This is a genomic window from Pseudomonas sp. MOIL14HWK12:I1, assembly GCF_000510705.1.
Lineage (GTDB): Bacteria > Pseudomonadota > Gammaproteobacteria > Pseudomonadales > Pseudomonadaceae > Chryseomonas > Chryseomonas oryzihabitans.
Genome location: NZ_KI783307.1, coordinates 735,845 through 759,120, shown reverse-complemented (window position 1 = coordinate 759,120; position 23,276 = coordinate 735,845). Strand labels below are relative to the sequence as shown.

At 66.4% G+C, this 23,276-nt stretch carries 22 protein-coding genes and 1 tRNA gene; 7 read left to right on the top strand and 16 right to left on the bottom strand.

Annotated features, from left to right (window positions below; genetic code table 11):
* Window positions 1–100 precede the first annotated feature (100 nt).
* Window positions 101–1,216, top strand: coding sequence for an FUSC family protein (locus tag PSEK12I1_RS0113555; RefSeq protein WP_231501004.1), 1,116 nt, complete (start codon window positions 101–103; stop codon window positions 1,214–1,216).
* An 18-nt stretch (window positions 1,217–1,234) separates the two neighbouring features.
* Here the strand turns inward: PSEK12I1_RS0113555 and PSEK12I1_RS0113550 are convergent, their stop codons facing one another.
* Window positions 1,235–3,127, bottom strand: coding sequence for a hypothetical protein (locus tag PSEK12I1_RS0113550; protein WP_027601873.1), 1,893 nt, complete (start codon window positions 3,125–3,127; stop codon window positions 1,235–1,237).
* A gap of 138 nt (window positions 3,128–3,265) precedes the next feature.
* On the opposite strand from PSEK12I1_RS0113550, the gene PSEK12I1_RS0113545 reads away from it, so the two are divergent.
* Window positions 3,266–4,582 carry a DEAD/DEAH box helicase gene (locus tag PSEK12I1_RS0113545; protein WP_027601872.1) on the top strand — a complete coding sequence of 439 codons (1,317 nt, stop codon included), beginning with the start codon at window positions 3,266–3,268 and terminating at the stop codon, window positions 4,580–4,582.
* A gap of 331 nt (window positions 4,583–4,913) precedes the next feature.
* On the opposite strand, the gene cysS is transcribed toward PSEK12I1_RS0113545, so the two are convergent.
* Together cysS and PSEK12I1_RS0113535 are read right to left on the bottom strand one after the other, a co-directional pair.
* Window positions 4,914–6,299 carry a cysteine--tRNA ligase gene (gene cysS, locus PSEK12I1_RS0113540; protein ID WP_027601871.1) on the bottom strand — a complete coding sequence of 462 codons (1,386 nt, stop codon included), beginning with the start codon at window positions 6,297–6,299 and terminating at the stop codon, window positions 4,914–4,916.
* Window positions 6,299–7,987, bottom strand: a complete 1,689-nt coding sequence (locus tag PSEK12I1_RS0113535; RefSeq protein ID WP_027601870.1) for a glutamine--tRNA ligase/YqeY domain fusion protein — start codon at window positions 7,985–7,987, stop codon at window positions 6,299–6,301. Before PSEK12I1_RS0113535 ends, cysS begins: the two co-directional genes overlap by 1 nt.
* A 146-nt stretch (window positions 7,988–8,133) precedes the next feature.
* Between PSEK12I1_RS0113535 and PSEK12I1_RS0113530 the strand changes: the two genes are divergently transcribed.
* The 3 genes from PSEK12I1_RS0113530 to PSEK12I1_RS0113520 all read left to right on the top strand — a co-directional run bounded on the left by PSEK12I1_RS0113530 (window position 8,134) and on the right by PSEK12I1_RS0113520 (window position 10,350).
* A complete protein-coding gene (locus PSEK12I1_RS0113530; protein ID WP_007158996.1) occupies window positions 8,134–8,628 on the top strand; it encodes a peptidylprolyl isomerase in 495 nt (164 codons plus the stop codon).
* Entirely contained in the window at window positions 8,625–9,353 is a 729-nt protein-coding gene (gene lpxH / locus PSEK12I1_RS0113525; protein ID WP_027601869.1) for a UDP-2,3-diacylglucosamine diphosphatase, read from the top strand. The genes PSEK12I1_RS0113530 and lpxH overlap by 4 nt, the downstream gene beginning before the upstream one ends.
* Before the next feature lie 184 nt (window positions 9,354–9,537).
* A complete protein-coding gene (locus PSEK12I1_RS0113520) occupies window positions 9,538–10,350 on the top strand; it encodes an HDOD domain-containing protein (RefSeq protein ID WP_027601868.1) in 813 nt (270 codons plus the stop codon).
* A 73-nt stretch (window positions 10,351–10,423) separates the two neighbouring features.
* Here the strand turns inward: PSEK12I1_RS0113520 and PSEK12I1_RS0113515 are convergent.
* The 13 genes from PSEK12I1_RS0113515 to aroC all read right to left on the bottom strand — a co-directional run bounded on the left by PSEK12I1_RS0113515 (window position 10,424) and on the right by aroC (window position 21,313).
* Window positions 10,424–10,513 (bottom strand) — tRNA-Ser (locus tag PSEK12I1_RS0113515).
* A gap of 533 nt (window positions 10,514–11,046) precedes the next feature.
* Entirely contained in the window at window positions 11,047–11,784 is a 738-nt protein-coding gene (locus PSEK12I1_RS0113505) for a proteasome-type protease (RefSeq protein ID WP_027601867.1), read from the bottom strand.
* A 98-nt stretch (window positions 11,785–11,882) separates the two neighbouring features.
* The gene (locus tag PSEK12I1_RS0113500) at window positions 11,883–12,683 is read right to left on the bottom strand and encodes a transglutaminase family protein (protein WP_027599879.1); all 801 of its coding nucleotides are present in this window, start codon (window positions 12,681–12,683) and stop codon (window positions 11,883–11,885) included.
* Window positions 12,680–13,633 carry an alpha-E domain-containing protein gene (locus PSEK12I1_RS0113495; RefSeq protein WP_007159008.1) on the bottom strand — a complete coding sequence of 318 codons (954 nt, stop codon included), beginning with the start codon at window positions 13,631–13,633 and terminating at the stop codon, window positions 12,680–12,682. The genes PSEK12I1_RS0113500 and PSEK12I1_RS0113495 overlap by 4 nt, the downstream gene beginning before the upstream one ends.
* Window positions 13,634–13,695: 62 nt before the next feature.
* Window positions 13,696–15,105 carry a circularly permuted type 2 ATP-grasp protein gene (locus PSEK12I1_RS0113490; RefSeq protein WP_027601866.1) on the bottom strand — a complete coding sequence of 470 codons (1,410 nt, stop codon included), beginning with the start codon at window positions 15,103–15,105 and terminating at the stop codon, window positions 13,696–13,698.
* A gap of 257 nt (window positions 15,106–15,362) precedes the next feature.
* Complete coding sequence (locus tag PSEK12I1_RS0113485) at window positions 15,363–15,704, bottom strand: ribonuclease E inhibitor RraB (protein ID WP_007159010.1); 342 nt, start codon at window positions 15,702–15,704, stop codon at window positions 15,363–15,365.
* Between the two features lie 104 nt (window positions 15,705–15,808).
* Window positions 15,809–16,660: a polyamine aminopropyltransferase gene (gene speE / locus PSEK12I1_RS0113480; protein ID WP_027601865.1), complete on the bottom strand. Its 852-nt coding sequence runs from the start codon at window positions 16,658–16,660 to the stop codon at window positions 15,809–15,811.
* Between the two features lie 96 nt (window positions 16,661–16,756).
* Window positions 16,757–16,969 (bottom strand): PLDc N-terminal domain-containing protein, encoded by a 213-nt coding sequence (locus PSEK12I1_RS0113475; protein WP_026083979.1) that lies wholly within the window; start codon window positions 16,967–16,969, stop codon window positions 16,757–16,759.
* Window positions 16,970–17,074: 105 nt separating this feature from the next.
* Window positions 17,075–17,761 carry an acireductone synthase gene (mtnC, locus tag PSEK12I1_RS0113470; protein ID WP_027601864.1) on the bottom strand — a complete coding sequence of 229 codons (687 nt, stop codon included), beginning with the start codon at window positions 17,759–17,761 and terminating at the stop codon, window positions 17,075–17,077.
* Entirely contained in the window at window positions 17,758–18,309 is a 552-nt protein-coding gene (locus PSEK12I1_RS0113465) for an acireductone dioxygenase (RefSeq protein ID WP_007159014.1), read from the bottom strand. Before PSEK12I1_RS0113465 ends, mtnC begins: the two co-directional genes overlap by 4 nt.
* Window positions 18,306–18,920, bottom strand: a complete 615-nt coding sequence (locus PSEK12I1_RS0113460; RefSeq protein ID WP_027601863.1) for a methylthioribulose 1-phosphate dehydratase — start codon at window positions 18,918–18,920, stop codon at window positions 18,306–18,308. Before PSEK12I1_RS0113460 ends, PSEK12I1_RS0113465 begins: the two co-directional genes overlap by 4 nt.
* Window positions 18,921–19,043: 123 nt before the next feature.
* Window positions 19,044–20,207 (bottom strand): MFS transporter, encoded by a 1,164-nt coding sequence (locus PSEK12I1_RS0113455; RefSeq protein WP_027599884.1) that lies wholly within the window; start codon window positions 20,205–20,207, stop codon window positions 19,044–19,046.
* Window positions 20,208–20,221: 14 nt separating this feature from the next.
* Window positions 20,222–21,313 carry a chorismate synthase gene (gene aroC / locus PSEK12I1_RS0113450; protein WP_027599885.1) on the bottom strand — a complete coding sequence of 364 codons (1,092 nt, stop codon included), beginning with the start codon at window positions 21,311–21,313 and terminating at the stop codon, window positions 20,222–20,224.
* A 135-nt stretch (window positions 21,314–21,448) separates the two neighbouring features.
* On the opposite strand from aroC, the gene PSEK12I1_RS0113445 reads away from it, so the two are divergent.
* Complete coding sequence (locus PSEK12I1_RS0113445; RefSeq protein WP_027601862.1) at window positions 21,449–22,417, top strand: alpha/beta hydrolase; 969 nt, start codon at window positions 21,449–21,451, stop codon at window positions 22,415–22,417.
* Window positions 22,418–22,460: 43 nt separating this feature from the next.
* Window positions 22,461–23,240 carry a hypothetical protein gene (locus PSEK12I1_RS0113440; RefSeq protein ID WP_007159020.1) on the top strand — a complete coding sequence of 260 codons (780 nt, stop codon included), beginning with the start codon at window positions 22,461–22,463 and terminating at the stop codon, window positions 23,238–23,240.
* The last annotated feature ends 36 nt before the right edge of the window (window positions 23,241–23,276 follow it).

Below are 23,276 nucleotides of genomic sequence, written 5' to 3'. Positions count from 1 at the left end.
GTCGCGATGCGCCTCTACCGTTCGCGGCCGGCTCCCGTGCTGCCAGACGGCGATCAGCGGCGGTAACATAGGCAGCGATCACGGTACTCATCAGGGATCCATGTCTCCCTCTCAGGCGTTGTCGGAATTCAGGCAGTTGTTGCGCGATCTGGCAGGCGATCTCCGCCAGTTCGGCCGCGACCGGCGCCGTCTGGTCGACGAACTGGAAACCCTGACCTCGGTCCTGCTGGCGATCCTGCTCGGCCACCTGGCCGGGGTTCAGCATGTCGGTTGGGCGGCGTTCAGCGGCTATATCGTGATGAGGTCAGATGTCCGCGACAGTTTCTCGCGCGGCTGCCTGCGGGTGCTGGGTACCTGCATCGGCGCCGCAGGCGCCCTGTTGGTCCTGCGCCACCTGCAGCTGAACCCCTACGAGCAGGCCGTCCTGCTGGGCACCGTGGGCAGCATCACCCTCTATCTGACACTGGTGGGCCGCTATGGCTATGCCTGGTTGCTTGGCGGCCTCACCTACGCCATGGTGGTCCTGGCGAGCCTCCAGGCGCCCGAGCAGCTCGAGCAATACGCCTTGTCACGCCTGTTGGAGGTGGCGCTCGGCACCTCGGCGTGCGTGCTGGTGAGCGCCCTTTCCACCTACGGCGTCCGTGCGCGCCTGTGGCCCAAGGTGCCGACCACGGTGGCCTCGATACCCCGAACCCTGGGTGTCTGGCAGCCCCTGGCGTTGCGCCATGCGCTGCAGGGAGGTCTGGCTCTGGCCCTGTTGTCTCTGGGCGCGACGGCAGAGATCGGGGTGGATGTCAGCCAGGCGGCCATCACCATCCTGGCGGTCATGGTGGTTCCCTTCGACGGCCTGAGCAGTGCCGGCAAGGCGGTATCCAGAAGGCTGTTGCATCGAATGCTCGGCTGCCTGCTCGGGGGTGGCCTGGCGACCCTTTTGCTGCTGGTCAGCCAGGAAAGCCTCTGGCTGACGCTGGCGGGCGTTGCGCTCGGTGTGCTGATCGGCAGACACCTCGAGAACGGCCCGCTCGGTATCGGCTATCTCGGTATGCAGTTCGCGCTGGCGTTTCTGGTGGTGATGGTGCCTGACCACTATGACCATATCGACCCGGTGGCAGGCCTGGCGCGACTGGGCGGCATCCTGCTGGGTTTTCTGGTGCTGGAGCCGGTGTACTGGCTCTCGACCTGGCTGATCAGGCGCCTGTCACCCGGAAGACCCTAGGGCGCGGCGGCGCCGACCTCAGGCCGGGCGCTCGACGAACTCGGTGGCCGGCGAGCCATCGGCATTGTGCTGGCGGATCACCGCCGGGCGCCCTTCCCCGTCCAGCAGCACCTGGCCGATGCCGGCACCGTTCCACATTCGCTCGCCAGCCTCGCGGCGATCCGGCAGGCGCGGCTGCAGCTCCCAGCGGCGGCGCTTGGTGAAGCCGTTGAGCGGCGACCAGGGCGCATAGAGCCAGCGATTGAGTCGGTCCAGGGTGGCCAGCAGGCGCGGTGGGAATTCGTTCTTGATGCCGCTGCTGGTGATCTGCCAGAGCCGCGGCTCACCGCGCCGGTCCCGGATGCGGATGTCGTAGACGAAGGAATAGTGCACGTCGCCGGAGAGCACCACGTAGTTGCCCGGGGTGCGGCGGTGGCGAAAGATGTTGAGCATGGTCTTGGCCGCCCCGGGGTGGGCCATCCAGTTCTCGGCATCCACCATCAGCGGCTGGCCGAACCAGGTAAAGATGCGCTGCACCGCCTCGATCAGCTTGACCCCGAACATGGGCGCAGCCGAGACGATCACCGCCGAGGGATGGTCCAGCAGGTCCTGCTGCAATTCGCAGAGGGCTTCCCAGTCCATCAGCCCCGAGGGGTGCTCCAGGCGCCGCTCGCTGCGCCAGCGACGGGTCCGGGTGTCCAGCACGATCAGCGGCGGGCTGGTCTTGAGCACGTAGTGCCAGCCCTGGAAGCGCAGCAAGTCGTCGATGCAGGCGTTCTGCGTCGGGCACTCCAGCTTGCCGTCGTCACCCGCCGTGTCCAGCAGCCGGGCCGTGGCCGCCAGGGGTTCGGCCACGGCTTCCGGGGCGTTGCCCCAGGCCTGGCAGAGCAGATAGGCCAGCAACGCATTGCCGAGGATGCGCCGGGAAAAGGGATGGCCGTAGGCGGTCTCTTCCCAGCGCGCGGAGAGGTTCCAGTCGTCGGTGACGTCGTGGTCGTCGAAGATCATCAGCGTCGGCACGCCGGCCAGGGCCCGCGCCGCCTGCGGCAGGGTCGCGACGAAGCCCTCGATGCAGCGCGACTCGGCGGCGTAGCGCTCATCGTCTTTGGCGTCGAGCGCCGGTGGCACCACCTCGATCAGCGTCCAGGGTGTCGGCGACCAGCAGAGCAGATAGAGCGCCAGCACCTCGCTCAGGGTCACCAGGTGGTTGTGGGCATTGGTGGAGGTGAAGATGGGTTTCTCCACCCCACCGAAGAATTTCTCGCGCAGCGCCCGGTTGGACTTGAAGGCCGGCAGCAGGTCCTCGCGGTGGTAGAGGTTGGCGGCATGGGCCATCAGCGCCTCGCTGTCCGCCACTACCGCCCCTTCGAGGTCCTCGCCATAGAGCCCGAGGCGGCGGATCAGCGCCTGCACCGCCAGCAGCATCGGCCCGGCGACGTCATCGGCATAGACCTGGTCGCCCGTGAGCAGCAGCGCCGCCGGCGACTCCTCAGGGATCGTGCAGCCCTGCAGCAGGCGATCCACGGCGATCAGGCCGTCGGCCGAGGCATGGTGGGGCTTGCGGCAGGAGCCGTGCAGCAGATGATCGAAACGCGCGCGCAGGACGAAGCGCGGCAATTCGCCCTCGGCGGAGAGCAGGTGCGGCGCCCAGTCGCGGATTCCGCCGGCGCTCAGCTGCAGGTCGTAGCGGAGGAAGGTGTCCGTGGGCAACTCGGTGTCCGGCCGGACCTCGATCAGCTGCAGGTAGGCCTGCTCGCCCAGGCGCAGGCACTGGGTCTCCCCCTGCACGCCGAGCTCGGTCGCCCCTTGCCACAGCCGCGGCACGGGCGTCTCGGCCGAGCGGGTCACCAGCCACAGCAGCAACCGGGACGCTTCGGTGCGCCGCAGCAGCGGGCCGGCCAACACCGGGGGCAAGGTAGGGGTAGCGCTCATGGGGTCTCCTGTAGCCACGCAACTGACCACTATGCCGTGCCGGGATTCCGGCTGCAGCCGCCGCCTGGCTACAAAGTTTGAGCGCGCTTCACAGTCGGCCTAGAATTCGCTCCCTTTTCGACGCCATCCGGGCCTGTCATGACCTTTGCCGACCTCGGCCTCATAGATCCGCTGCTGCAGGCGCTCACCGCCCTGGAGCACAGCTCCCCCACGCCCATCCAGCGCCAGGCCATCCCGGCGGTGCTGGCCGGTCGCGACCTGCTGGCCGCCGCCCAGACCGGCACCGGCAAGACCGGCGCCTTTGGACTGCCGCTCCTGCAGCGACTGGTGCAGGAAGGCCCGGCGGTGACGCCAAACCATATCCGCGCCCTGATCCTCACCCCCACCCGCGAGCTGGCCGAGCAGGTCCATGCCAGTCTGCGCGACTATGCCCAGCACCTGCCCCTGCGTACCGCCGTGGCCTACGGTGGCGTGAGCATCAATCCGCAGATGATGAAGCTGCGCAAGGGCGTGGACGTGCTGGTGGCGACCCCCGGGCGCCTGCTCGACCTGTTCAACCAGAACGCCGTGCGCTTCGACCAGGTACAGCTGCTGGTGCTGGACGAAGCCGACCGCATGCTCGACCTGGGCTTTTCCCGGCAACTGGGCGAGCTGTTCGTCATGCTGCCGCGCAAGCGCCAGACCCTGCTGTTCTCGGCGACCTTCTCCGACGCCGTGCGTCAGCTGGCCGCCCCGGTACTGCGTGATCCCCAGACTATCGACGTCAGTCCGCGCAACACCGCCGCGGTCACCGTCAAGCAGTGGGTGGTGCCGGTCGACAAGAAGCGCAAGACCGAACTCTTCCTGCACCTCTATCGCAGCGGTCGCCATGGCCAGGTGCTGGTGTTCGCCAAGACCCGCAAGGGTGTGGAGCAATTGGTGGAGGCGCTGCAGGCCGAGGGGCTGGCGGCGGAATCCATCCATGGCGACAAGCCCCAGCCCGCGCGGCTGCGCGCCCTCGCCCGCTTCAAGGCCGGCGAGGCCGACATCCTGGTCGCGACCGACGTGGCCGCCCGTGGCCTGGACATCCAGGACCTGCCACTGGTGGTCAACCTGGACCTGCCCATCGTGGCGGAAGACTATGTCCACCGCATCGGCCGGACCGGCCGCGCCGGCAACCAGGGCCAGGCGGTGTCCCTGGTATGCGCCGATGAAGTGGAGCAGCTGGCGGCCATCGAGACCCTGATCGGCCAGATCCTCATGCGCCGCGACGAGCCGGACTTCATCCCCGACCATCGCGTCCCCCAGACCGGCCCGGGCGGCCTGGTCATGAAGAAACCCAAGAAGCCGAAGAAACCCAAGGTGGGCGGTCCGGTATCCGACAAGCCCCTGGGCCGCTGGGTGGAAGACGGCAAGCCCAAGGTCAAGTCGGTGCGCAAGGCGCCGGGTTTCGGCAAGGCGCGCAAGAAGCCCTAAGCCAAAGAATGGTGGACAAGGCTGCGCCGTTGTCCACCTTACGGCCCCGCACCTCGTAGCCTGGAAAACCGCGCAGCGTTTTCCGGGTGAGGAGTTGAACGCACATGGACAAGGCTGCGCCGTTGTCTACCCTACGGCCCCACCTCGTAGCCTGGAAAACCGCGCAGCGTTTTCCGGGTGAGGACTTGAACGCACCTGGACAAGGCTGCGCCGCTGTCCACCCTACGGCCCCCACCTCGTAGCCTGGAAAACCGCGCAGCGTTTTCCGGGGATGGTGGACCCGGCCAGAGCAGGCGGATGACGCGGAACCGTCATTCGCCTGATCGCAGACCTACTCCGCCAGGCGCCAGGTGGTGCCGCCCTTGCCGTCTTCCAGCACCACGCCCAGGGCGGTGAGCTGATCACGGATACGGTCGGATTCCGCCCAGTTCTTTTCCGCACGAGCAGCAAGGCGCGCCTGGATCAGCGCCTCGACCTCGGCCGCATCCACCCGGCCCGCCGCATCGGCGCGCAGGAAGGCTTCCGGCTCCAGCTGCAGCACGCCCAGCACCTCACCCAGTTCGCGCAGCCGTCCGGCCAGGCCAGCCGCCGCCGCCGGATCGCTCTCGCGCAGGCGATTGATCTCGCGGGCCAGCTCGAACAGCACGCCACAGGCACCGGCGGTGTTGAAGTCGTCATCCATGCACTGGGCGAAGCGCTCGGCGTAGCCCTCGCCGCCTTGCGCAGGAGCCTGCGGCAGCCCCTTGAGCGAATGATAGAAACGCTCCAGGGCGCCCTTGGCTTCGCGCAGGTTGTCTTCCGAATAGTTGATCGGACTGCGGTAGTGGCTGGCGATCAGCAGGTAGCGCACCACCTCGGGGTGGTACTTCTCCAGCACCTCGCGCAGGGTGAAGAAGTTGCCCAGCGACTTGGACATCTTCTCGCCGTTGATGGTGATCATCCCGCAGTGCAGCCAGGCATTGGCGTAGGTCTTGCCGGTGGCCGCCTCGCTCTGGGCGATCTCGTTCTCGTGGTGCGGGAATTCCAGGTCGTTGCCGCCGCCGTGGATGTCGAAGGTCTCGCCCAGGCAGCAGGTGGACATCACCGAGCACTCGATGTGCCAACCCGGACGCCCGGCGCCCCAGGGCGACGGCCAGCTCGGCTCGCCCGGCTTGGCGGCCTTCCACAGCACGAAGTCCAGCGGATCTTCCTTGGCCTCGCCCGGCTCGATGCGGGCGCCGATGCGCAGGTCCTCGACGCGCCGCCGCGACAGCTTGCCGTAGCCGGCGAAGCGATTGACCCGGTAGTAGACATCGCCGTTGCCCGCGGCATAGGCGTAGCCCTTGTCGATCAGGGTCTGGATCATGGCGTGCATGCCATCGATATGATCGGTGGCGCGCGGCTCCTGGTCGGGCTTGCGAATATTCAGCCGCGCCTCGTCCTCGTGCATCGCCTCGATCATCCGCGCCACCAGGTCGGTGAAAGGCTCGCCGTTGGCATTGGCGCGGTTGATGATCTTGTCGTCGATGTCGGTGATGTTGCGCACGTAGGTGAGGTCGTAGCCGCTATGGCGCAGCCAGCGGGTGATGACGTCGAAGGCCACCATGCTCCGGCCATGGCCCAGGTGGCAGTAGTCATAGACGGTCATGCCGCAGACGTACATGCGCACCTGCCCCGGCACCAGCGGCGTGAAGGCTTCCTTGGTCTTGGTCAGGGTGTTGTAGAGGTGCAGCGCCATCATTGCCCCCAGGAATCGCGCAGGGTCACGGTGCGGTTGAATACCGGCTTGCCAGGCGCCGAATCCTTGAGATCGACGCAGAAGTAGCCTTCACGCTCGAACTGGAAGCGGTCTTCCGGCTGGGCCTGGGCGAGGGACGGCTCGGCGCGGCAGCCCTTGAGCACCACCAGGGACTCGGGGTTGATGTTGTCGAGGAAGCTGCCGCCCTCTTCGCTCTTCTCCGGCTGGGCCGAACGGAACAGGCGATCGTAGAGGCGTACCTCGCACTCCACGCTACCCTCGGCCGGCACCCAGTGGATCACGCCCTTGACCTTGCGGCCTTCGGGGTTCTTGCCCAGGGTGTCCGGATCGTAGCTGCAGCGCAGCTCGATGACCTTGCCGTCGGCGTCCTTGATGGCTTCGTCGGCGCGGATCACGTAGCTGCCGCGCAGACGCACCTCGCCACCCGGCTCCAGGCGCTTGTAGCCCTTGGGCGGATTCTCTTCGTAGTCGCCCTGGTCGATGTACAGCTCGCGAGTGAAGGGCAGCTGGCGCACGCCCAGGTCCTGCTTGGGATGCCGTGCCAGTTCCAGGTTTTCCACCTGGCCCTCGGGGTAGTTGGTGATCACCACCTTGAGGGGCTTCAGCACGCACATGGCGCGCGGGGCGTTCTGGTCCAGGTCCTCGCGGATGGCGAATTCCAGCATGGCGACGTCGACCACGCCGTTGGAGCGGGTCACACCGATCATCTCGCAGAAGTTGCGGATGGCGGCCGGGGTGTAGCCGCGACGGCGATAGCCCGACAGGGTCGACATGCGCGGATCGTCCCAGCCCTGCACATGGCCTTCGTCCACCAGCTGCTTGAGCTTGCGCTTGCTGGTGACGGTGTAGTTCAGGTTGAGGCGGGCGAATTCGTACTGGCGCGGCTGCGCCGGCACCGGCAGCTTGGCCAGGAACCACTCGTACAGCGGGCGATGGTCCTCGAACTCCAGGGTGCAGATGGAGTGGGTCACGCCTTCCAGGGCATCGGACTGGCCATGGGTGAAGTCATAGCTCGGATAGATGCACCAGGCATCGCCGGTCTGGTGGTGATGAGCGTGGCGGATGCGATAGAGGATGGGATCGCGCAGGTTCATGTTGGGCGAGGCCATGTCGATCTTGGCGCGCAGCACCTTCTCGCCGTCCTTGAATTCGCCGGCCTTCATGCGGGCAAACAGGTCCAGGTTCTCGGCCACCGAACGGTCGCGGAAGGGGCTGTTGCGACCCGGCTCGGTGAGGCTGCCGCGGTATTCGCGGGCCTGCTCGGGGGTGAGGTCGCAGACATAGGCCAGGCCCTGTTCGATCAGGTTGACGGCCCAGGCGTAGAGCTGGTCGAAGTAGCTGGAGGCGTAGCGCACCTCGCCGGCCCAGTCGAAGCCCAGCCAGTGCACATCGCTCTTGATGGCGTCGATGTATTCCTGGTCTTCCTTGGCCGGGTTGGTGTCGTCGAAGCGCAGATGGCAGTCGCCGCCGAATTCCTTGGCCAGGCCGAAGTTCACGCAGATCGACTTGGCGTGGCCGATGTGCAGGTAGCCGTTGGGCTCCGGGGGGAAGCGGGTGACGATCTTGGCCTGCTTGCCGGCGTCCAGGTCAGCCTGGACGATCTGCCGCAGGAAATGCGCGGGGGCGGCTTTGGCGGCGGTGGACGAGTCGGAAGTCGGCTTGCTCATGGGATCCTTAACTGGGCAGACGCGCGGCCAGGGTAGGCCGGGCAAAGGTAAACCCGTATCATAGCCCAACCCGTCAAGTCCCGGCGAAACCCTTGAGGCCTTCGCCGGGTCTGGATGCTGTCCCCCTTAGCTACGGATTCGCTGCCATGATCAAGCTGCACACCAACCACGGCGTCATCACCCTGGAACTCTTCGAGGACAAGGCGCCCGAAACCGCGGCCAATTTCAAGGAATACGTCAAGAGCGGTCACTACGACGGCACCATCTTCCACCGTGTGATCAGCAACTTCATGGTCCAGGGCGGTGGTTTCGAGCCGGGCATGAAGCAGAAGCCGACCCGCGCCCCGATCAAGAACGAAGCCAACAATGGCGTCTCCAACGCGATCGGCACCGTCGCCATGGCCCGCACCATGGACCCGCACTCCGCCTCGGCGCAGTTCTTCATCAACGTGTCCGACAACACCTTCCTCAACCACACCGCGCCCACCAGCCAGGGCTGGGGCTATGCGGTGTTCGGCAAGGTGGTCGAAGGCATGGACGTGGTCAACGCCATCAAGGGCGTCGCCACCACCAGCAAGGCCGGTCACCAGGACGTGCCGAGCGAAGACGTGATCATCGAGAAGGCCGAGATCGTCGAGTGATCCTACTGGTCTCCGACCTGCATCTCGAACCGCAACGCCCGGACCTGGTCCGGGCGTTTTTGCATCTCCTCGAAACCCGCGCCCGCGGTGCCGAGGCCTTGTACATCCTTGGCGATCTGTTCGAAGCCTGGATCGGCGACGACGCCATGGGTGCCTTCGAGCAGGAGATCGCCACGGCCCTGCGCCAGCTGGCTGACAGCGGCACGGCCCTCTACCTGATGCACGGCAATCGCGACTTTCTCATCGGCAAGGCCTTTTGCCGCCAGGCTGGCTGCCGTTTGCTGCCGGATCGCCATATCGCCGACTTCCACGGCCGTCGCGTGCTGCTGATGCACGGCGATACCCTCTGCACCCGCGACGAGGGCTACCAGAAGCTGCGCCGCATCCTGCGCAACCCCCTCACCCTCTTCGTCCTGCGCCACCTGCCGCTGGCCAGCCGCCAGCAGCTGGCGCGCAAGCTGCGCAGCGAGAGTCGCCAGCAGACCCGCGCCAAGGCCATGGACATCACCGATGTCACCGAGGCCGAGGTCGAGCGGGAAATGCGCACCGCCCGGGTGACCACGCTGATCCATGGCCATACCCACAGGCCCGCGCGCCATGAGCTGCTGCTCGATGGCCAGCCGGCCGAACGTATCGTGCTGGGCGATTGGGACCGTCGCGGCTGGGTGCTGGAAGCCAGCGCAGCGGGCCTGAGCCAGGTCGACTTCGCCCTCGACGAACGGTAATGACGCAGCCAGGCGGGCCTGGCTTGCGTGCGGCAAGTCCCTGACCGGCAAGGCAATCCTGCGCGGCCACCTGGTCCTGGTCGCCCGGGCTGCGACCGATCGTCACATGGCGACTACAGAAATCCGCGCAGGCGACCGATGACGAGGGTGTAAGGAGATGTAACCCTTTTCCGCGGAGACGCCCATGCAACTCGACACCCTCTTTGCCCAGCTGCACAACCTGCCCAACGTCCCCGAAGTGGCGCAGGTCCTGATCCGGCAATTCGACGACCCCAACACCAGCATCGAAACCCTGTCGCGCACCGTGGCGCGTGACCCGGTCATCGCCGCCAAGGTGCTGCGCCTGGCCAACTCGGCGCGCTTCCGCGGCGCCCGCGAATCCACCAGCATCGAAGACGCCGCCCTGCGCCTGGGCTTCAACACCCTGCGCACCCTGGTCCTGGCTTCGGCCTTCGCCAGCGGCTTCAAGGCTGCACCCGGCTTCGATCTGCAGGCCTTCTGGTACAACAGCTTCCTGGTCGCCAGCCTGTGCAAGCCGCTGGCCAAGCAGGCCGGCCTGGACCAGGAAACCGCCTTTACCTGCGGCATGCTGCATGACATCGGCGAGTTGCTGATCCAGAGCGGTGCGCCGGAGCTGGCCCCCAGCCTGGCCGGTCGTGCCACAGCCAGCAGCCATCGCGCCGCCGACGAGACCCTGCAACTGGGCTTCGGCTATCCGGAAGTGGGCGCCGAGCTGGCGCGTCGTTGGCAACTGCCCCAGGTGCTGCGCGATGCGATCGGCTATCAGGCCCGCCCGCTGCAGGCGCCGGAAGGCAACGGCTATGCGCTGATCGTGGCTCAGGCGGTCGCCGTGGCCGAGGTGCTGCACGAGAATGTCGGCGACAGCAAGGTGCAGGACCTGAGCGGCCCGCTGTTCGCCAGCATCGACCTGGAACAGCTGACGGCCGTGCTGCCCAACGCCCGGGATACCGCCGCGACCTTTGCCCAGGCTGCCTGATCCCCGGAGGGCCTGGCCAAATCGCAGGCAAGAAAAAACCCCTGGAGCTGGGCTCTCAGGGGTTTTCTTAATCTGGCGGTGAGGGAGGGATTCGAACCCTCGATAAGATTTCTCCTATACACACTTTCCAGGCGTGCTCCTTCAACCGCTCGGACACCTCACCAGATTTGCTCAGTGGCTGCATCTGCATCACCGAGGCGCGCAACTATAGGCAAAGGCGATTTCGATGGCAAGCTTTTTCTTCAATCGATTCATACATTTGCATTCACGACCTGGAAGGGCCTGCGCCCTGCCCCGTTCACGGGATGACCGGCTGGTCGCTCCTCCCTCGCTCCAAACCATTGATACCTCCGACCAACGGTAGCGTCGCACGCAGTTTCCTAATCACCTGAAAGCAAAGGAAAAATCCCCTGGTACGACATTTCTGATAACCGCCTGGCCGGTTACCGCCACAAAACTGAAATTTATGTTCTATAGCTACTGGATAGTGCTCAAGCCTGCGGGTATCAGTAACTGCATGCCGCTGTTGCGCAAGCGCTTCCCGCTGAAGACGTAAAGGCTCTAAACAGCTAACAATAAAGGCCCCGAGTCATGTTCAAGAATCCCGTCCCCAAGTGGCGTCAGGCGAGTTTCGTCCTCATCGTCACCACCGTCGTGCTGGTCATCCCCAACCTCTCGCGGTTCTTTGGCTGATCCCTAGCGCCAGTAATCCGCAGGCGCTGCCGGCAAGGCTGCCAGCAGATCACGCAGCCCCTCCCCCCAGCCCTTGCGCAGGGCCTGGAAGTAGGGATCCTGTTCGTCGATCCGATGACTGCTGACCTGCGCCAGTCGATCACGCGGATAGACCACCAGATCCAGCGGTAGCCCCACCGACAGGTTGCTGCGAATGGTGGCGTCGTAGGACAGCAACGCGCAGCGCAGGGCTTCTTCCAGCGGCGTCGCGAAGGTCAGCGCCCGATCCAGGATGGGCTTGCCGTATTTGCTCTCGCCGATCTGGAAGTAAGGCGTGTCCTCGGTGGCGCTGATGAAGTTGCCATGGGGATAGAGATTGAACAGCTCCGGCTCCGCCCCGCGGATCTGCCCACCCAGCAGAAAGGAACAGCTCAGGTCCAGGCCGTGACCGCTGGGCGCATCCTCGGCATCGCGCTGCAGGACCTCGCGCAGGGTCTGCCCCAGCAGCCGGGCGGCGTCGTACAGGGTGGGTACGCCGTGCAGGTTGTCCTGCTCGCTGTCCAGGCGCTGTCGCAGCAGACTGATCACCGCCTGGGAGGTGGCCAGATTGCCTGCCGACTGGATGACGATCAGGCGCTCGCCGGGGATACGGAACAGGTGCAGCTTGCGAAAGGTGGCGATGTTGTCGACCCCGGCATTGGTACGGGAATCGGCGACGAATACCAGGCCATCTTGCAGTTTCATGGCGACGCAATAGGTCATGCGAACCTCGGCTGATCGAACGGTCGACGCGACAGCGCCCGACAGCAAAAGAAAAGACGGCCCCTGGCCGCCTTTTCGTCTGCTATGGGCAGCGCCGATTATTGCTGTTGCTGCGCCTGCTGCAAGGGCTCGACCAGCACCCTGGCCTCCATGTGCTCCACCCCGCCGCCGCGGCGCATGCCGCGCACGGGACAGGCGTCCAGGTAGTCCAGACCGATGGCCAGCCGTAGGTGCCGCTCCGGCCGGGCCAGGCGATTGGTGACGTCGTAGCTGTACCAGGCGCCGTCATGCCAGGCTTCCGCCCAGGCATGGCTGGAGAGGTGCGCGCTGTCGTCGGTGCACAGATAGCCGGACACATAGCGCGCCGGGATCCCCAGGCTGCGGGCGCAAGCCAGGAAGGCATGGGCATGGTCCTGGCACACCCCGGCGCCCTTGGCGAAGGCCTGGGCGGCATTGCCGTCCACCTCGGTGGAGCCGGGCACATAGGTCATGCGCTCGTGCAGGCGCTCCATCAGCTGGATAAGGGTGTCGCGATCGCGGCGACCGTCGCAGACCTCGCGGGCGAAGGCGGTCAGCGCCTCGTCGGCCTCGGTCAGCCGGGTCTGGCGCAGGAAGGGAAAGGCCGAGGCCTGGCAGGGTTCCGCCTCGAAGGTCTCGTCGATCTCCACCTGGCCGCTGGCGGTGATGGTGATGGCGTCGTGCGGCGTATCCAGGGTCAGCACATGCAGGATGTTGCCGAAGGGATCGCGCTGCGCCCGCGCCGGCCGTGGCAAGGCCAGCTCCCAGCCGAGGATCCGCTGACGGGCATCATCCTGGGGCGTGAGCCGCAGGTACTGGATGCTCGCGCGTACCTGGTCTGCGTAGCGATACAGGGTTTCGTGATGAATCGCGAGTCTCATACGGTCTCCAGGTAAGCGGTATTGATGGCGCTGCCGAGCTGGCGGACATGGACGATGAAGTCGCCGATCCAGGCATGGAGTCCTTCTTCGAGCACCTCGTCGATGCTGGTATAGCGCAGCCGCGCCTCGAGACCGGCCGCCAGGCGCTTGGCCTCGCGGCCGTTCTCGCCGGGCAGACTGGCCAGCACCCGGTGCAGTTCGATCACGCAGGCCAGCAGCGAGCGCGGCAGGTCTTCCTGCAACAGCAGCAGTTCGGCGCCATTGCGCACGTTGAGGGCATCGCGATAGAGCTCGGTGTAGGCCTCGAAGGCGCTAAGGGCGCGCAACAGGGCGCTCCACTGATAGAAGCCGCGGGCGGAGGCGTCGCTGATGGCTTCCGCCTCCTCTTCCCCCAGTACCTGGTAGCGGGCGTCGAGCATGCGCAGGGTGTTGTCGGCGCGCTCGACGAAGGTGCCCAGGCGGATGAAGCGATAGGCGTCGTTTCTCATGATGGTGCCGACGGTGGCGCCGCGGAACAGGTGGGAGCGCTCCTTGACCCATTCGCAGAAGCGGCTGATGCCGAAGCGGATCAGACCGGTGACGGCAATCTCGCGCATCTCCAGCCAGGTGGAGTTGACGTTCTCCCACATGTCGGCGGTGATGCGTCCACGCACCGCGTGGGCATTGCTGCGCGCGGCCTGCAGGCAGCAATAGATGCTGCCGGGGTTGCGCTCGTCCAGGGCGAAGAAATGCAGCAGGCGCTCGGGGTGCAGAGCGCCGTGCTTTTCCCGGTAGTCATCCAGGGTGCCGGTGATGAGCAGCGGCATGGCCAGCTCGTCCAGGCCTCCGCCCTGCCCGCTCTGCGGCATCATCGACAGCGAATAGCTGACGTCCAGCATCCGCGCGAGATTCTCGGCGCGCTCCAGGTTGCGGGACATCCAGTACAGATCGGCAGCGGTACGACTCAACATGGTGGGGTCGCCTTTCAAAGGTCCTTGCGAGGCCGCCGGGGCGGCCACTGTTCTGTGGCGATCTAGTCCTGCACCACCCAGGTGTCCTTGGTGCCGCCGCCCTGGGAGGAATTCACCACCAGCGAGCCTTCGCGCAGGGCGACCCGGGTCAGGCCACCAGGCACCAGGCGCGTCTTGCGCCCGGACAGCACGAAGGGCCGCAGGTCGATGTGCCGCGGCGCGATGCCGTTCTCGACGAAGGTCGGGCAGGTGGATAGCGACAGGGTCGGCTGGGCGATGTAGGCGCTGGGATTGGCCTTGAGCCGGGCGCGGAAGGCTTCGATCTCCATGCTGCTGGCGGTGGGGCCGACCAGCATGCCGTAGCCGCCGGAGCCATGGACTTCCTTGACCACCAGCTCGGGCAGATTGGCCAGCACATGGGACAGTTCGTCCGGCTTGCGACACTGCCAGGTGGGCACGTTGTAGAGGATCGGCTCTTCGCTGAGATAGAAGCGGATCATCTCCGGGACATAGGGATAGATCGACTTGTCGTCGGCCACCCCGGTGCCGATGGCATTGGCCAGGATGACGTTGCCGGCGCGATAGGCCGCCAGCAGGCCGGGCACGCCGAGCAGGGAATCCGGATTGAAGGCCAGGGGATCGAGGAAGGCGTCGTCGAGGCGGCGATAGATGACGTCGACCTTCTGGAAGCCCGAGGTGGTGCGCATGAACACCTGTTCGTCGCGTACCAGCAGATCGGCGCCCTCCACCAGCTCCACGCCCATCTCCCGGGCCAGGAAGGCGTGCTCGAAGTAGGCGCTGTTGAAGCGCCCCGGACTGAGCACCGCCACCGTGGGGTTGTTGACCGGGGTGGAACTGCGCAGGGTGTCGAGCAGCAGATTCGGATAGTGGTCGATGGGCGCGATGCGCTCCAGGGTGAACAGCTCGGGAAACAGCCGCATCATCATCTTGCGGTTCTCGAGCATGTAGGACACCCCGCTGGGGGTGCGCAGGTTGTCTTCCAGCACGTAGTAGGCACCGTCGCCATCGCGCACCAAGTCGACCCCGGCGATATGGGCATAGATGCCGTTGGGCAGGTCCAGCCCCTGCATCGCCAGCTGGTACTGGTCGTTGGCCAGCACCTGCTCGGCGGGAATGACCCCGGCCTTGATGATGCGCTGGTCGTGATAGAGGTCGTGGAGAAAGAGATTCAGCGCCTGGACGCGCTGGATGCAGCCGCGCTCGATGATCTGCCATTCGCTGGCGGGAATGGCACGCGGTAGCGCATCGAAGGGAATCAGGCGCTCCGTGCCCTGCTCGTCGCCATAGAGGGTGAAGGTGATACCGGCGCGATGAAACAGCAGGTCGGCTTCACGCCGCCGCTGGGCCAGGAGTTCCGGGGGTGTCTCGCTCAGCCATTGCGCATAGCGACCATAGTGCGGTCGGCATTGCGCCTGGACGTCATACATCTCGTTATACAGTTGGCGGCTCATGCCGATCTCCTTGTCACCCACGGTGCAGCTTCGCAAGCCGCGTGCCAGCGCAAGAGGCTTGTAGATCAAGCTCTTGCGCGGCATCGGGTCGCGCGGTGCACCAAAGCCAGGCACGTAAGCGTGCGCATGCACCGCAACGTTTCCGTCATGAGCCTAAGACGGTGCGGCGGGCGGAAAGTGCGATGATTGAGCGGCGGGGTGATTTCAGAGGGTGAGACGGGCATCCCCGGCGGGATGCCGCCTCGGCAGGGCTTGGATCAGGCAGAGCTGCGGCTGACTTCCTGGGTCACACCCCAGCCGTCGAGCTGGCCGCCCAGGGGCACCACCACCGCTTCCAGATCGCTCTCGAAATCGTCGATGGTGGCGTGGGTAGCGAACATCACCTTGCTGACCTGCAGATGCCAACCCCCCTCTTCGTGCGGCATCACCTGGGCATTGAGGGACTCGCCGTGAAACTGGTCCGCAGCGATGCGGGCCTTGCCTTCATCGGCGAAGATGGCGAAGAAGTCGATTGGATGGAAGCGGGCGAAATCGAAGCCGCCCTCCTTCATCCGCTGCAGCAGGTTCAAGCTCACATCATCGGCAAACGACAAGGACATAGGACAACCCTCCTCTGGTTCGGATGATCTTCTCGCCGAAGCGTCGCTATCGACGTCCGGCGAGTCGCGGCTGAAAACTCGAACGGTGCCGCGACCGCCAGGGCTTACGCCTTGCCGATGGCCTCCAGCACGTATCGAGGTAGAGCAAAGGCAGCAGCATGCAGCTCCGGGGTGTAGTAACGGGTCTGGATGCCTGTATCACTGTAGCGCTGCGCCAGGGTTTCGGCATCTTGCCGACGCCAGGTCACGTCCTTGCTGCCCCAGGCGAGGGTCATGACGCCCCCTATGTAGGTAGGCACCGCTGACAGATAAAAGTGCCAGTCGGCGAACAGCCCGGACATCCGGCCGGCGGTGGTCCTGACCTCGTCCAGTTGCAGGAAGGGGGTACCGTTCTGGGCCACCATCACGCCACCCTCGTTCAGGCAGCGATGGCAGGCCTGGTAGAAGTTCTCCGAGAACAGCACCTCGGCCGGGCCGATGGGATCGGTCGAGTCGGAGATGATGACGTCGTAGCGCTCGGTGGTGTTGGCGACGAAGTTCATGCCGTCGTCGATCACCAGATTCAGCCGCGGATCCTCGAAGGCACCCGCGGAATGGCCGGGGAAATGCTCCTTGCACATCTCCACCACCGAACCGTCGATCTCGACCATGGTGATGTGCTCGACCCCCTGGTGCTTGGCCACTTCGCGCAGGATGCCGCCGTCGCCGCCGCCGATGATGAGCACCCGCTTGGGCGCCGGATGGGCCAGCAGGGGCACATGGGTGAGCATCTCGTGATAGATGAATTCGTCGGCCTCGGTGGTCTGGATCACGCCATCCAGGGCCATGACCTTGCCCAGCACGGCGTTCTGGAAGATCACCAGGTGCTGATGCTCGGTGCGCACCTCGTGCAGCATGCGCTCGACGGTGAAGCGCTGGCCATAGCCGTCGTAGAGGGTTTCCAGGTAGTCGCTCATGTCGATCTCCGCAGGTGGCAGGCCGAGACGAGCAATGCCCGGCCAAAAGCCGGGCATTGTAAGAGCTGGATGTGACAGGCTCCAGTGTTGTGCTGGCTAACCCTTGTGGGTGGGCGCGGTGGCCGAGCGATTGCCGCGCGGGCCGGCGGCCGCCCAGGCGATCAGGCCGATCACCGGCAGCACGATGATGAGCACGGTCCAGCCGATCTTGGCGTTGCTGGTGCTGTCACTGCGGATGACGTTGACGATGGCCCAGATGTCGAGCAGGAAGACGATGAAGCCCAGTACACCGCCAATGGTGGAATTGATCATGTCGCGACTCCCGTTGCGAGGACACAGGTCTCGTCAATTGGGACTGGCAAGAGCGGCGTCGAGTTCGGCCGGCTCGCTTGGCAGCGGCGCCGGCCGAGGGCTTCAGCTGAAGGCCGCGAGATCGATGTCAGCGAAGGACGCCACGCACGGATGATCGCCGAGCTGGCCACCGGCACGCACCAGGCCACAGGTCGGCAGACCCGCCTGGCGCGCGGCATCCAGCTCTTCCACCACGTCGGAGAGAAACAGCAGGTCCGCCGGCTCGTGGGTGGTGGCCGAGGCGATGCGCGCATAGGACGCGGCGTCGCGCTTGCCGCCGGTCAGGGTATCGAAATACCCGGAAAACAAAGGGGTAAGGTCGCCGTGCTCCGAGCAGCCGAAGATCAGCTTCTGCGCCTGTATCGAGCCCGAGGAATAGACGTACAGCGGCAGCCCGGCCGCGTGCCACTGGCGCAGCGCCTGGACCGCGTCGGGATAGACGTGCCCCTTGAGGGTGCCGGCGCGATAGCCCTGCTCCCACACCTGCCCCTGCAGGGCCTTGAGCGGGGTGGCCTTGCGGTCGGTGGCGATCCATTCCAGGAGGATGGCGATCACCCGCTCCACGTCGGCGTCCAGCTCGCCGGCTTCGGCGCGCACGGCATCGAGCTGCTCGGCCACCGCCGGCTCCCCGGCCTGGGCGCGCACCAGCGCCGGGAGGTGCTCGCGGGCATAGGGAAAGAGCACGTCGAAGACGAAGCTGACGGCGCTGGTGGTGCCTTCGATATCGGTGAGGATGGCCTTGATCGTCACGCCTCGACCTCCAGGCGCGGGAAGCGCTGGGCGATGTCGACGCCCGTGAAGTGGGCCACCCAGCCGTCGGGATTGTCGAACAGGCGAATGGCGACAAAGGACGGCGACTCGCTCATGTCGAACCAGTGCGGGGTGCCGGCCGGCACCGAGATGAGGTCGTCCTTCTCGCAAAGCACGGCGTAGACGTGATCGTCGATGTGCAGGGTGAAGAGCCCCTGCCCGGCGACGAAGAAGCGCACCTCGTCCTCGTTGTGCCGGTGCTCTTCGAGGAACTTGGCGCGCAGCGCCTCCTTCTGCGGATGCTCGGGATGCATGCTGATGACGTCGACGGTCTGGTAGCCGCGCTCCTGGATGAGGCGATCGATCTCCGGCCGATAGGCGGCGATCACCTCATCCTGGCTGGCGCCGGGTGCCACCGGGGCGGTGGCCTGCCAGCGCTCGAAACGCACCCCGACCTCGGCCAGGGTGGCGGCGATGTGCTCGCCATCGCTGATCACCTTCAGCGGCTGGCGCGGTTCGGCATCGTGGTAGACGGTCAGTCGGCTCATGGACGCAGGCTCCGGGTCTTGAGTTCGCATTCGAAGAGGAATTCGAAGGCTTCCACGTGGCGCAGGGCATCGGCCATGCGCGGGCCCCAAGTATAGAGGCCGTGTCCGCGGATCAGGTACCCCACGCAGTCGGGATGCACGTCCAGCCAGGTCTGCACCTTGTCGGCCAGGCGCGGGATGTCCTGGTCGTTGTCGAACACCGGGATTTCCACCCGCACCTCGTGGGTGGTGACGCCGTGCAGCGCCTTCTGCAGCTCGTAGCCGTCCAGCAGCAGGCGATCCCCCTCGAGCTGGCGCGAGAGCACCGTCGAGTTCACCGAATGGGTGTGCAGCACGGCACCGATCTCCGGCTGCCAGCGATAGAGCTGGGTGTGCAGCGCGGTTTCCGCGGACGGCTTCTTGGCCTCCAGCGGCGTGCCATCGAGATCGGTGGCGAGGATGTCGTCCAGCTCCAGCTGGCCCTTGTGCTTGCCGGACACGGTCAGCAACAGGCGGCTGTCGGACAGCCGCACCGAATAGTTGCTGCTGGTGGCCGGCGACCAGCCGCGGCCATAGAGGAAGCGACCGGCATCGATGATTTCCCGGGCCAGTTGCTCACGCTGCTGGATCATGGAGGGTTCTCCTTGGTTCTGTACGAAAAGTCGCCGAGCGACGGTCAGGCGAGGCGAAAAACGCTGAGGAAGCGGAGTTTACGAGAGGTAAATGAGCATTCCGAAGTGTTTTTCAACGAAGCATCACCGAGCGCAGGCACTTTTCGTACTGGACCTAACGGACAAGAGGATGAGGAAGGCCCCCGCCAGCGCCGCCAGGGAGGCGCCGGCAAAGGCGGCAAGGGCACCGGACACCTGCCAGGCATAGCCAGCATACAGCGCGCCGAGCGCCCCGCCAGCCCCGGACAGGGCGGCATAGAGCGACTGGGCCTGGCCCTGGCGGCGGCGGTCGAAATGGGACTGGACGAACTGGATGGCGGCGGCATGGAAGCAGCCGAAGGTGGCCGCATGCAGCAACTGGGCGAACAGCAGCACCGCCAGGTGATCGGCCAGGGCGCCCAGCAGCAACCAGCGCCCGGCGGCGATGAGAAAGGCGGCTACCAGCAGGGTGTTGAGCGCCAGCCGCGCCAGCAGCTGCGGCATCACCAGGAAGATCAGCACCTCGGCGACCACCCCCAGCGACCAGAGCTGGCCGATGACGCCGCGGCCATAGCCGAGGTCTTCCAGGTGCAGGGTGAAGACCGTGTAATAAGGACCGTGGGACAGCTGCATCAGCGCCGCGGCGAGGAAGAAGGCCAGCACCCGTGGCTGGCGCAGGGTGGTCAGGAAGGGCTCGGCCGGCGCCTCGGGGCGCTGGCCCGGATCGACCTTGACCCCCGGCACCGCCAGCGAGGCGAGCAGGATGATCGCCATCACCAGCAGCAGATAGGCCGGGTAGAGATCCAGACTGACGTATTCGAAGGCCCAGCCGAGTCCCGCCACCGCGGCGATGAAGCCGATGGAGCCCCAGAGGCGGATACGCCCATAGCGCTGTGGCTGGTCGCGCAGGTGGGCCAGGGTGATGGCTTCGAACTGCGGCAGCACCGCATGCCAGAAGAAGGCATGTCCGGCCATGATCAGCGCCAGCCAGGCGAAGCCCTGGCCCAGGTAGATGCCGGAAAAGCACAGCAGGGTGCAGGCGGCGCCCAGGCGGACGATGCTCAGCCGGCGGCCGGTGCGATCGGCCAGCCAGCCCCAGAGATTGGGCGCCAGCACCCGCATCAGCATGGGGATGGCCACCAGCTGGCCGATGGCGGTGCCGGAAAAGCCCAGGTGGTGGAAGTACAGCCCCAGGTAGGGCGCCGTGGCCCCCAGCAGCGCGAAGTAGGCGAAATAGAAGCCCGACAGCCGCCAATAGGGAACCGGCATCGTCCGTCCGCTGATCAGAGTTGCGGTAGGACGGGCGTGCCCACCCGCACCTCGGCGTTCTGGGCGCGGTGACGCAAGAGGTGATCCATCAGCACCAGGGCCATCATCGCCTCGGCGATGGGCGTGGCGCGGATGCCCACGCAGGGATCGTGGCGACCCTTGGTGATGATATCCACCGGTTGGCCGTGGACGTCGATGGAACGCCCCGGGGTGGTGATGCTGGAGGTGGCCTTCAGCGCCAGGTGGGCGACGATGGGCTGGCCGGAGGAGATGCCGCCGAGTACGCCACCGGCGTTGTTGGACAGGAAGCCTTCCGGGGTCAGCTCGTCCCGGTGCTCGGTGCCGCGCTGGGCGACGCTGGCGAAACCGGCGCCGATCTCGACGCCCTTCACCGCGTTGACGCTCATCAGCGCATAGGCCAGCTCGGCGTCGAGGCGATCGAAGATCGGCTCGCCCAGCCCCGGCGGCACGCCGTCGGCGACCACGGTGATGCGCGCACCCACAGAATCCTGATCGCGGCGCAGCTGGTCCATGTAGGCCTCCAGCTCCGGCACTCGGTCCGGATCGGGGCTGAAGAAGGCGTTCTCTTCCACGCTGTCCCAGGTCTTGAAGGGGATCTCGATGGGACCCAGCTGGCTCATGTAGCCGCGCACCCGGATGCCCTGGGTGGCCAGGTACTTCTTGGCGATGGCACCCGCCGCCACGCGCATGGCGGTCTCCCGCGCCGAGCTGCGACCGCCGCCACGGTAGTCGCGCAGGCCGTACTTGTGGTGGTAGGCGTAGTCGGCATGGGCCGGGCGGAACAGGTCCTTGATCGCCGAGTAATCCTTGGACTTCTGGTCGGTGTTGCGGATCAGCAGGCCGATGGGGGTACCGGTGGTGACGCCCTCGAAGACCCCGGAAAGGATCTCCACCTCGTCCGCTTCCTGGCGCTGGGTGGTGTGGCGGCTGGTACCGGGCTTGCGCCGATCCAGGTCGCGCTGCAGGTCGGCGAGGTCCAGGGGCAGTCCGGGTGGGCAACCGTCGACGATGGCGACCAGCGCCGGGCCATGGCTTTCGCCGGCGGTGGTGACGGTAAACAGCGTGCCGAGGGTATTGCCGGACATGCGAGGGCTCCGCGCTACGGGTGAAAGGTATGGATTCAAATTGGGAATGGGCGATTTTACACGCGCCGTGGTCTTTTACACGGATTGTGTGCGGGATAGGCCCCCACACCCCAGCTCTCCGGTGCCCTTCCCGCCATGCGTCTGCTGTTCTCCCTGCTGCTGTGCCTCGCCCTGCCCGCCCTCGCCACGGCGGCCGATCCCGTGCTCTATCGTCCCCTCCAGCTCGACACCGGCAGCGGTGTACTCAAGGGCAGTCTGATCCTGCCCCGTAGCGACAGGCCGCAACCGGTGGTGCTCTTCGTTTCCGGCTCGGGGCCCATCGATCGCAACGGCAACGCCCCCGGCGCGCGCAACGCGGCCCTGCAGCGGCTGGCCGAGGCCCTGGGCCGGCAGCGGATCGCCAGCGTGCGCTTCGACAAGCGCGGCGTGGCCGAGAGCCGCAGCGCCGAGCCGGACGAGAGTCGCCTCAGCGTGGAGCGCTATGTCGACGACCTGGTCGGCTGGATCCGGCTGCTGCGCGCCGATCCGCGCTTTTCCGCGGTGATCCTGCTCGGCCACAGCGAAGGCGCCCTGATCGCCAGTCTGGCCGCCGACCGGGTGCCGGTCGCCGGGGTGGTGACCCTGGCCGGCAGCGGCCGGCCCATCGACGTGGTGCTGCGCGAGCAGTTGGCGGGCAAGCTGTCGCCGGCCGGCCTGGCCAGCGCCCAGTGGATCATCGACCAGTTGCTGCGCGGCACCCCGGTGGCCGAGGTGCCGAAGGAGTTGCTGGTGCTGTTCCGCCCCAGCGTCCAGCCCTATCTGATCTCGCTGTTCCGCCAGGACCCGGCCAGGGCCTTCGCCGGCATCCACGCGCCAGCGCTGATCGTCCAGGGCACCCATGACGTCCAGGTGGAGGTCGACGATGCCCGCGCCCTGCAGCGCGCCAAACCGGATGCGGAACTGGCCATCATTGCCGGCATGAACCACATGCTGCGCATCACCCCGGCGGACTTCCAGGCGCAACTGCCCAGCTACGACAATCCCAACCTGCCCCTGGCCCGCGCGCTGGTCGAGCGCGTGACCGCCTTCGTCGCGCGCTCAGGTTCCTCGCGCGCCGGCCGATAAGCCAGCAAAGGCGCCCAGGCGGCGCACCCGCTGGAGCCCGTCCGTGGACACCCCCGATCACGCATCACCGGCCGTCGAGGCCGCACCCAACGAGCCCCATCCCTGGGCCAGCCTGCCGCCGGAGCGCTTTCAGCTGCTGCGGCTGATGCCGCAGCCGGCGGATCGCCGGGTCGGCGCGCGCCCACTGCGCTTCGTGCAACTCGGCCTGGTCGAGCGCCATGGTGACGAGGAAAGCCTGCTGCGGCTGACGGTGCAGATTCCCGGTCAGCTGCTGCACCGCGAGGTGAACGTGCTGGAGGTCTGGGTCGACCATCGCCAAGGCGAAATCCGCCTCGGCCCGGAGCGCGGTCTGCAGATCGAGCCGGAAGAACGCGGCCTGGGACGCTTCCTGCTGGCGCGGGCGGCCGCCTGGGCACGCCTGCGCTGGAGTCACTACCGGGTGCAGGACCTGCCCCTGGCGCGCCGCGACGCCCTCGACGAAGACAGCCGCAAGCGCCGCGACCACGTGCTCGGCGCCCAGGGCTTCACCGTCGAGACGGCGGCGGATGACGAGCGTCAGCAGCTCTGCCGGGCCGCCCGGGTCAGCCAGCTGCGCGAGGACTGGAATGCCGACAAGGTGCAGCTGCTGTCGCTGCTGGACGGTGCCACCCTGCTGGAGCAGTGCGACCGGGTGATCGACGAGCGCGATGCCAGTCTGCGCCAGCTGGAGGACCGCATCGCCCTCTATCGCCGCGATGACATCTCGCTGCGCTTCGCCATCGGCTGCCTGGCGGTGTTCTGCCTGTTCCAGGCCGCGCTGCTGATCTGGATGGCGCTGCGCTGAGCGGTCTGGTGCCGCGCCAGGCACCCTTGCCGACGA

Excerpts from the sequence above, each read along its gene's own strand:
- PSEK12I1_RS0113500 (WP_027599879.1), bottom strand. The coding sequence starts at position 12,683 with ATGAGACTCGCGATTCATCACGAAACCCTGTATCGCTACGCAGACCAG.
- PSEK12I1_RS0113490 (WP_027601866.1), bottom strand. The coding sequence starts at position 15,105 with ATGAGCCGCCAACTGTATAACGAGATGTATGACGTCCAGGCGCAATGC.
- PSEK12I1_RS0113550 (WP_027601873.1), bottom strand. The coding sequence starts at position 3,127 with ATGAGCGCTACCCCTACCTTGCCCCCGGTGTTGGCCGGCCCGCTGCTG.
- speE (WP_027601865.1), bottom strand. The coding sequence starts at position 16,660 with ATGAGCGACTACCTGGAAACCCTCTACGACGGCTATGGCCAGCGCTTC.
- PSEK12I1_RS0113465 (WP_007159014.1), bottom strand. The coding sequence starts at position 18,309 with ATGAGCCGACTGACCGTCTACCACGATGCCGAACCGCGCCAGCCGCTG.
- PSEK12I1_RS0113460 (WP_027601863.1), bottom strand. The coding sequence starts at position 18,920 with ATGATCCAGCAGCGTGAGCAACTGGCCCGGGAAATCATCGATGCCGGT.
- PSEK12I1_RS0113535 (WP_027601870.1), bottom strand. The coding sequence starts at position 7,987 with ATGAGCAAGCCGACTTCCGACTCGTCCACCGCCGCCAAAGCCGCCCCC.
- cysS (WP_027601871.1), bottom strand. The coding sequence starts at position 6,299 with ATGGCGCTGCACCTCTACAACACCCTGACCAAGACCAAGGAAGCCTTC.
- PSEK12I1_RS0113530 (WP_007158996.1), top strand. The coding sequence starts at position 8,134 with ATGATCAAGCTGCACACCAACCACGGCGTCATCACCCTGGAACTCTTC.
- PSEK12I1_RS0113485 (WP_007159010.1), bottom strand. The coding sequence starts at position 15,704 with ATGTCCTTGTCGTTTGCCGATGATGTGAGCTTGAACCTGCTGCAGCGG.
- PSEK12I1_RS0113520 (WP_027601868.1), top strand. The coding sequence starts at position 9,538 with ATGCAACTCGACACCCTCTTTGCCCAGCTGCACAACCTGCCCAACGTC.
- PSEK12I1_RS0113545 (WP_027601872.1), top strand. The coding sequence starts at position 3,266 with ATGACCTTTGCCGACCTCGGCCTCATAGATCCGCTGCTGCAGGCGCTC.
- PSEK12I1_RS0113495 (WP_007159008.1), bottom strand. The coding sequence starts at position 13,633 with ATGTTGAGTCGTACCGCTGCCGATCTGTACTGGATGTCCCGCAACCTG.
- PSEK12I1_RS0113445 (WP_027601862.1), top strand. The coding sequence starts at position 21,449 with ATGCGTCTGCTGTTCTCCCTGCTGCTGTGCCTCGCCCTGCCCGCCCTC.
- PSEK12I1_RS0113455 (WP_027599884.1), bottom strand. The coding sequence starts at position 20,207 with ATGCCGGTTCCCTATTGGCGGCTGTCGGGCTTCTATTTCGCCTACTTC.
- PSEK12I1_RS0113505 (WP_027601867.1), bottom strand. The coding sequence starts at position 11,784 with ATGACCTATTGCGTCGCCATGAAACTGCAAGATGGCCTGGTATTCGTC.
- aroC (WP_027599885.1), bottom strand. The coding sequence starts at position 21,313 with ATGTCCGGCAATACCCTCGGCACGCTGTTTACCGTCACCACCGCCGGC.
- PSEK12I1_RS0113555 (WP_231501004.1), top strand. The coding sequence starts at position 101 with ATGTCTCCCTCTCAGGCGTTGTCGGAATTCAGGCAGTTGTTGCGCGAT.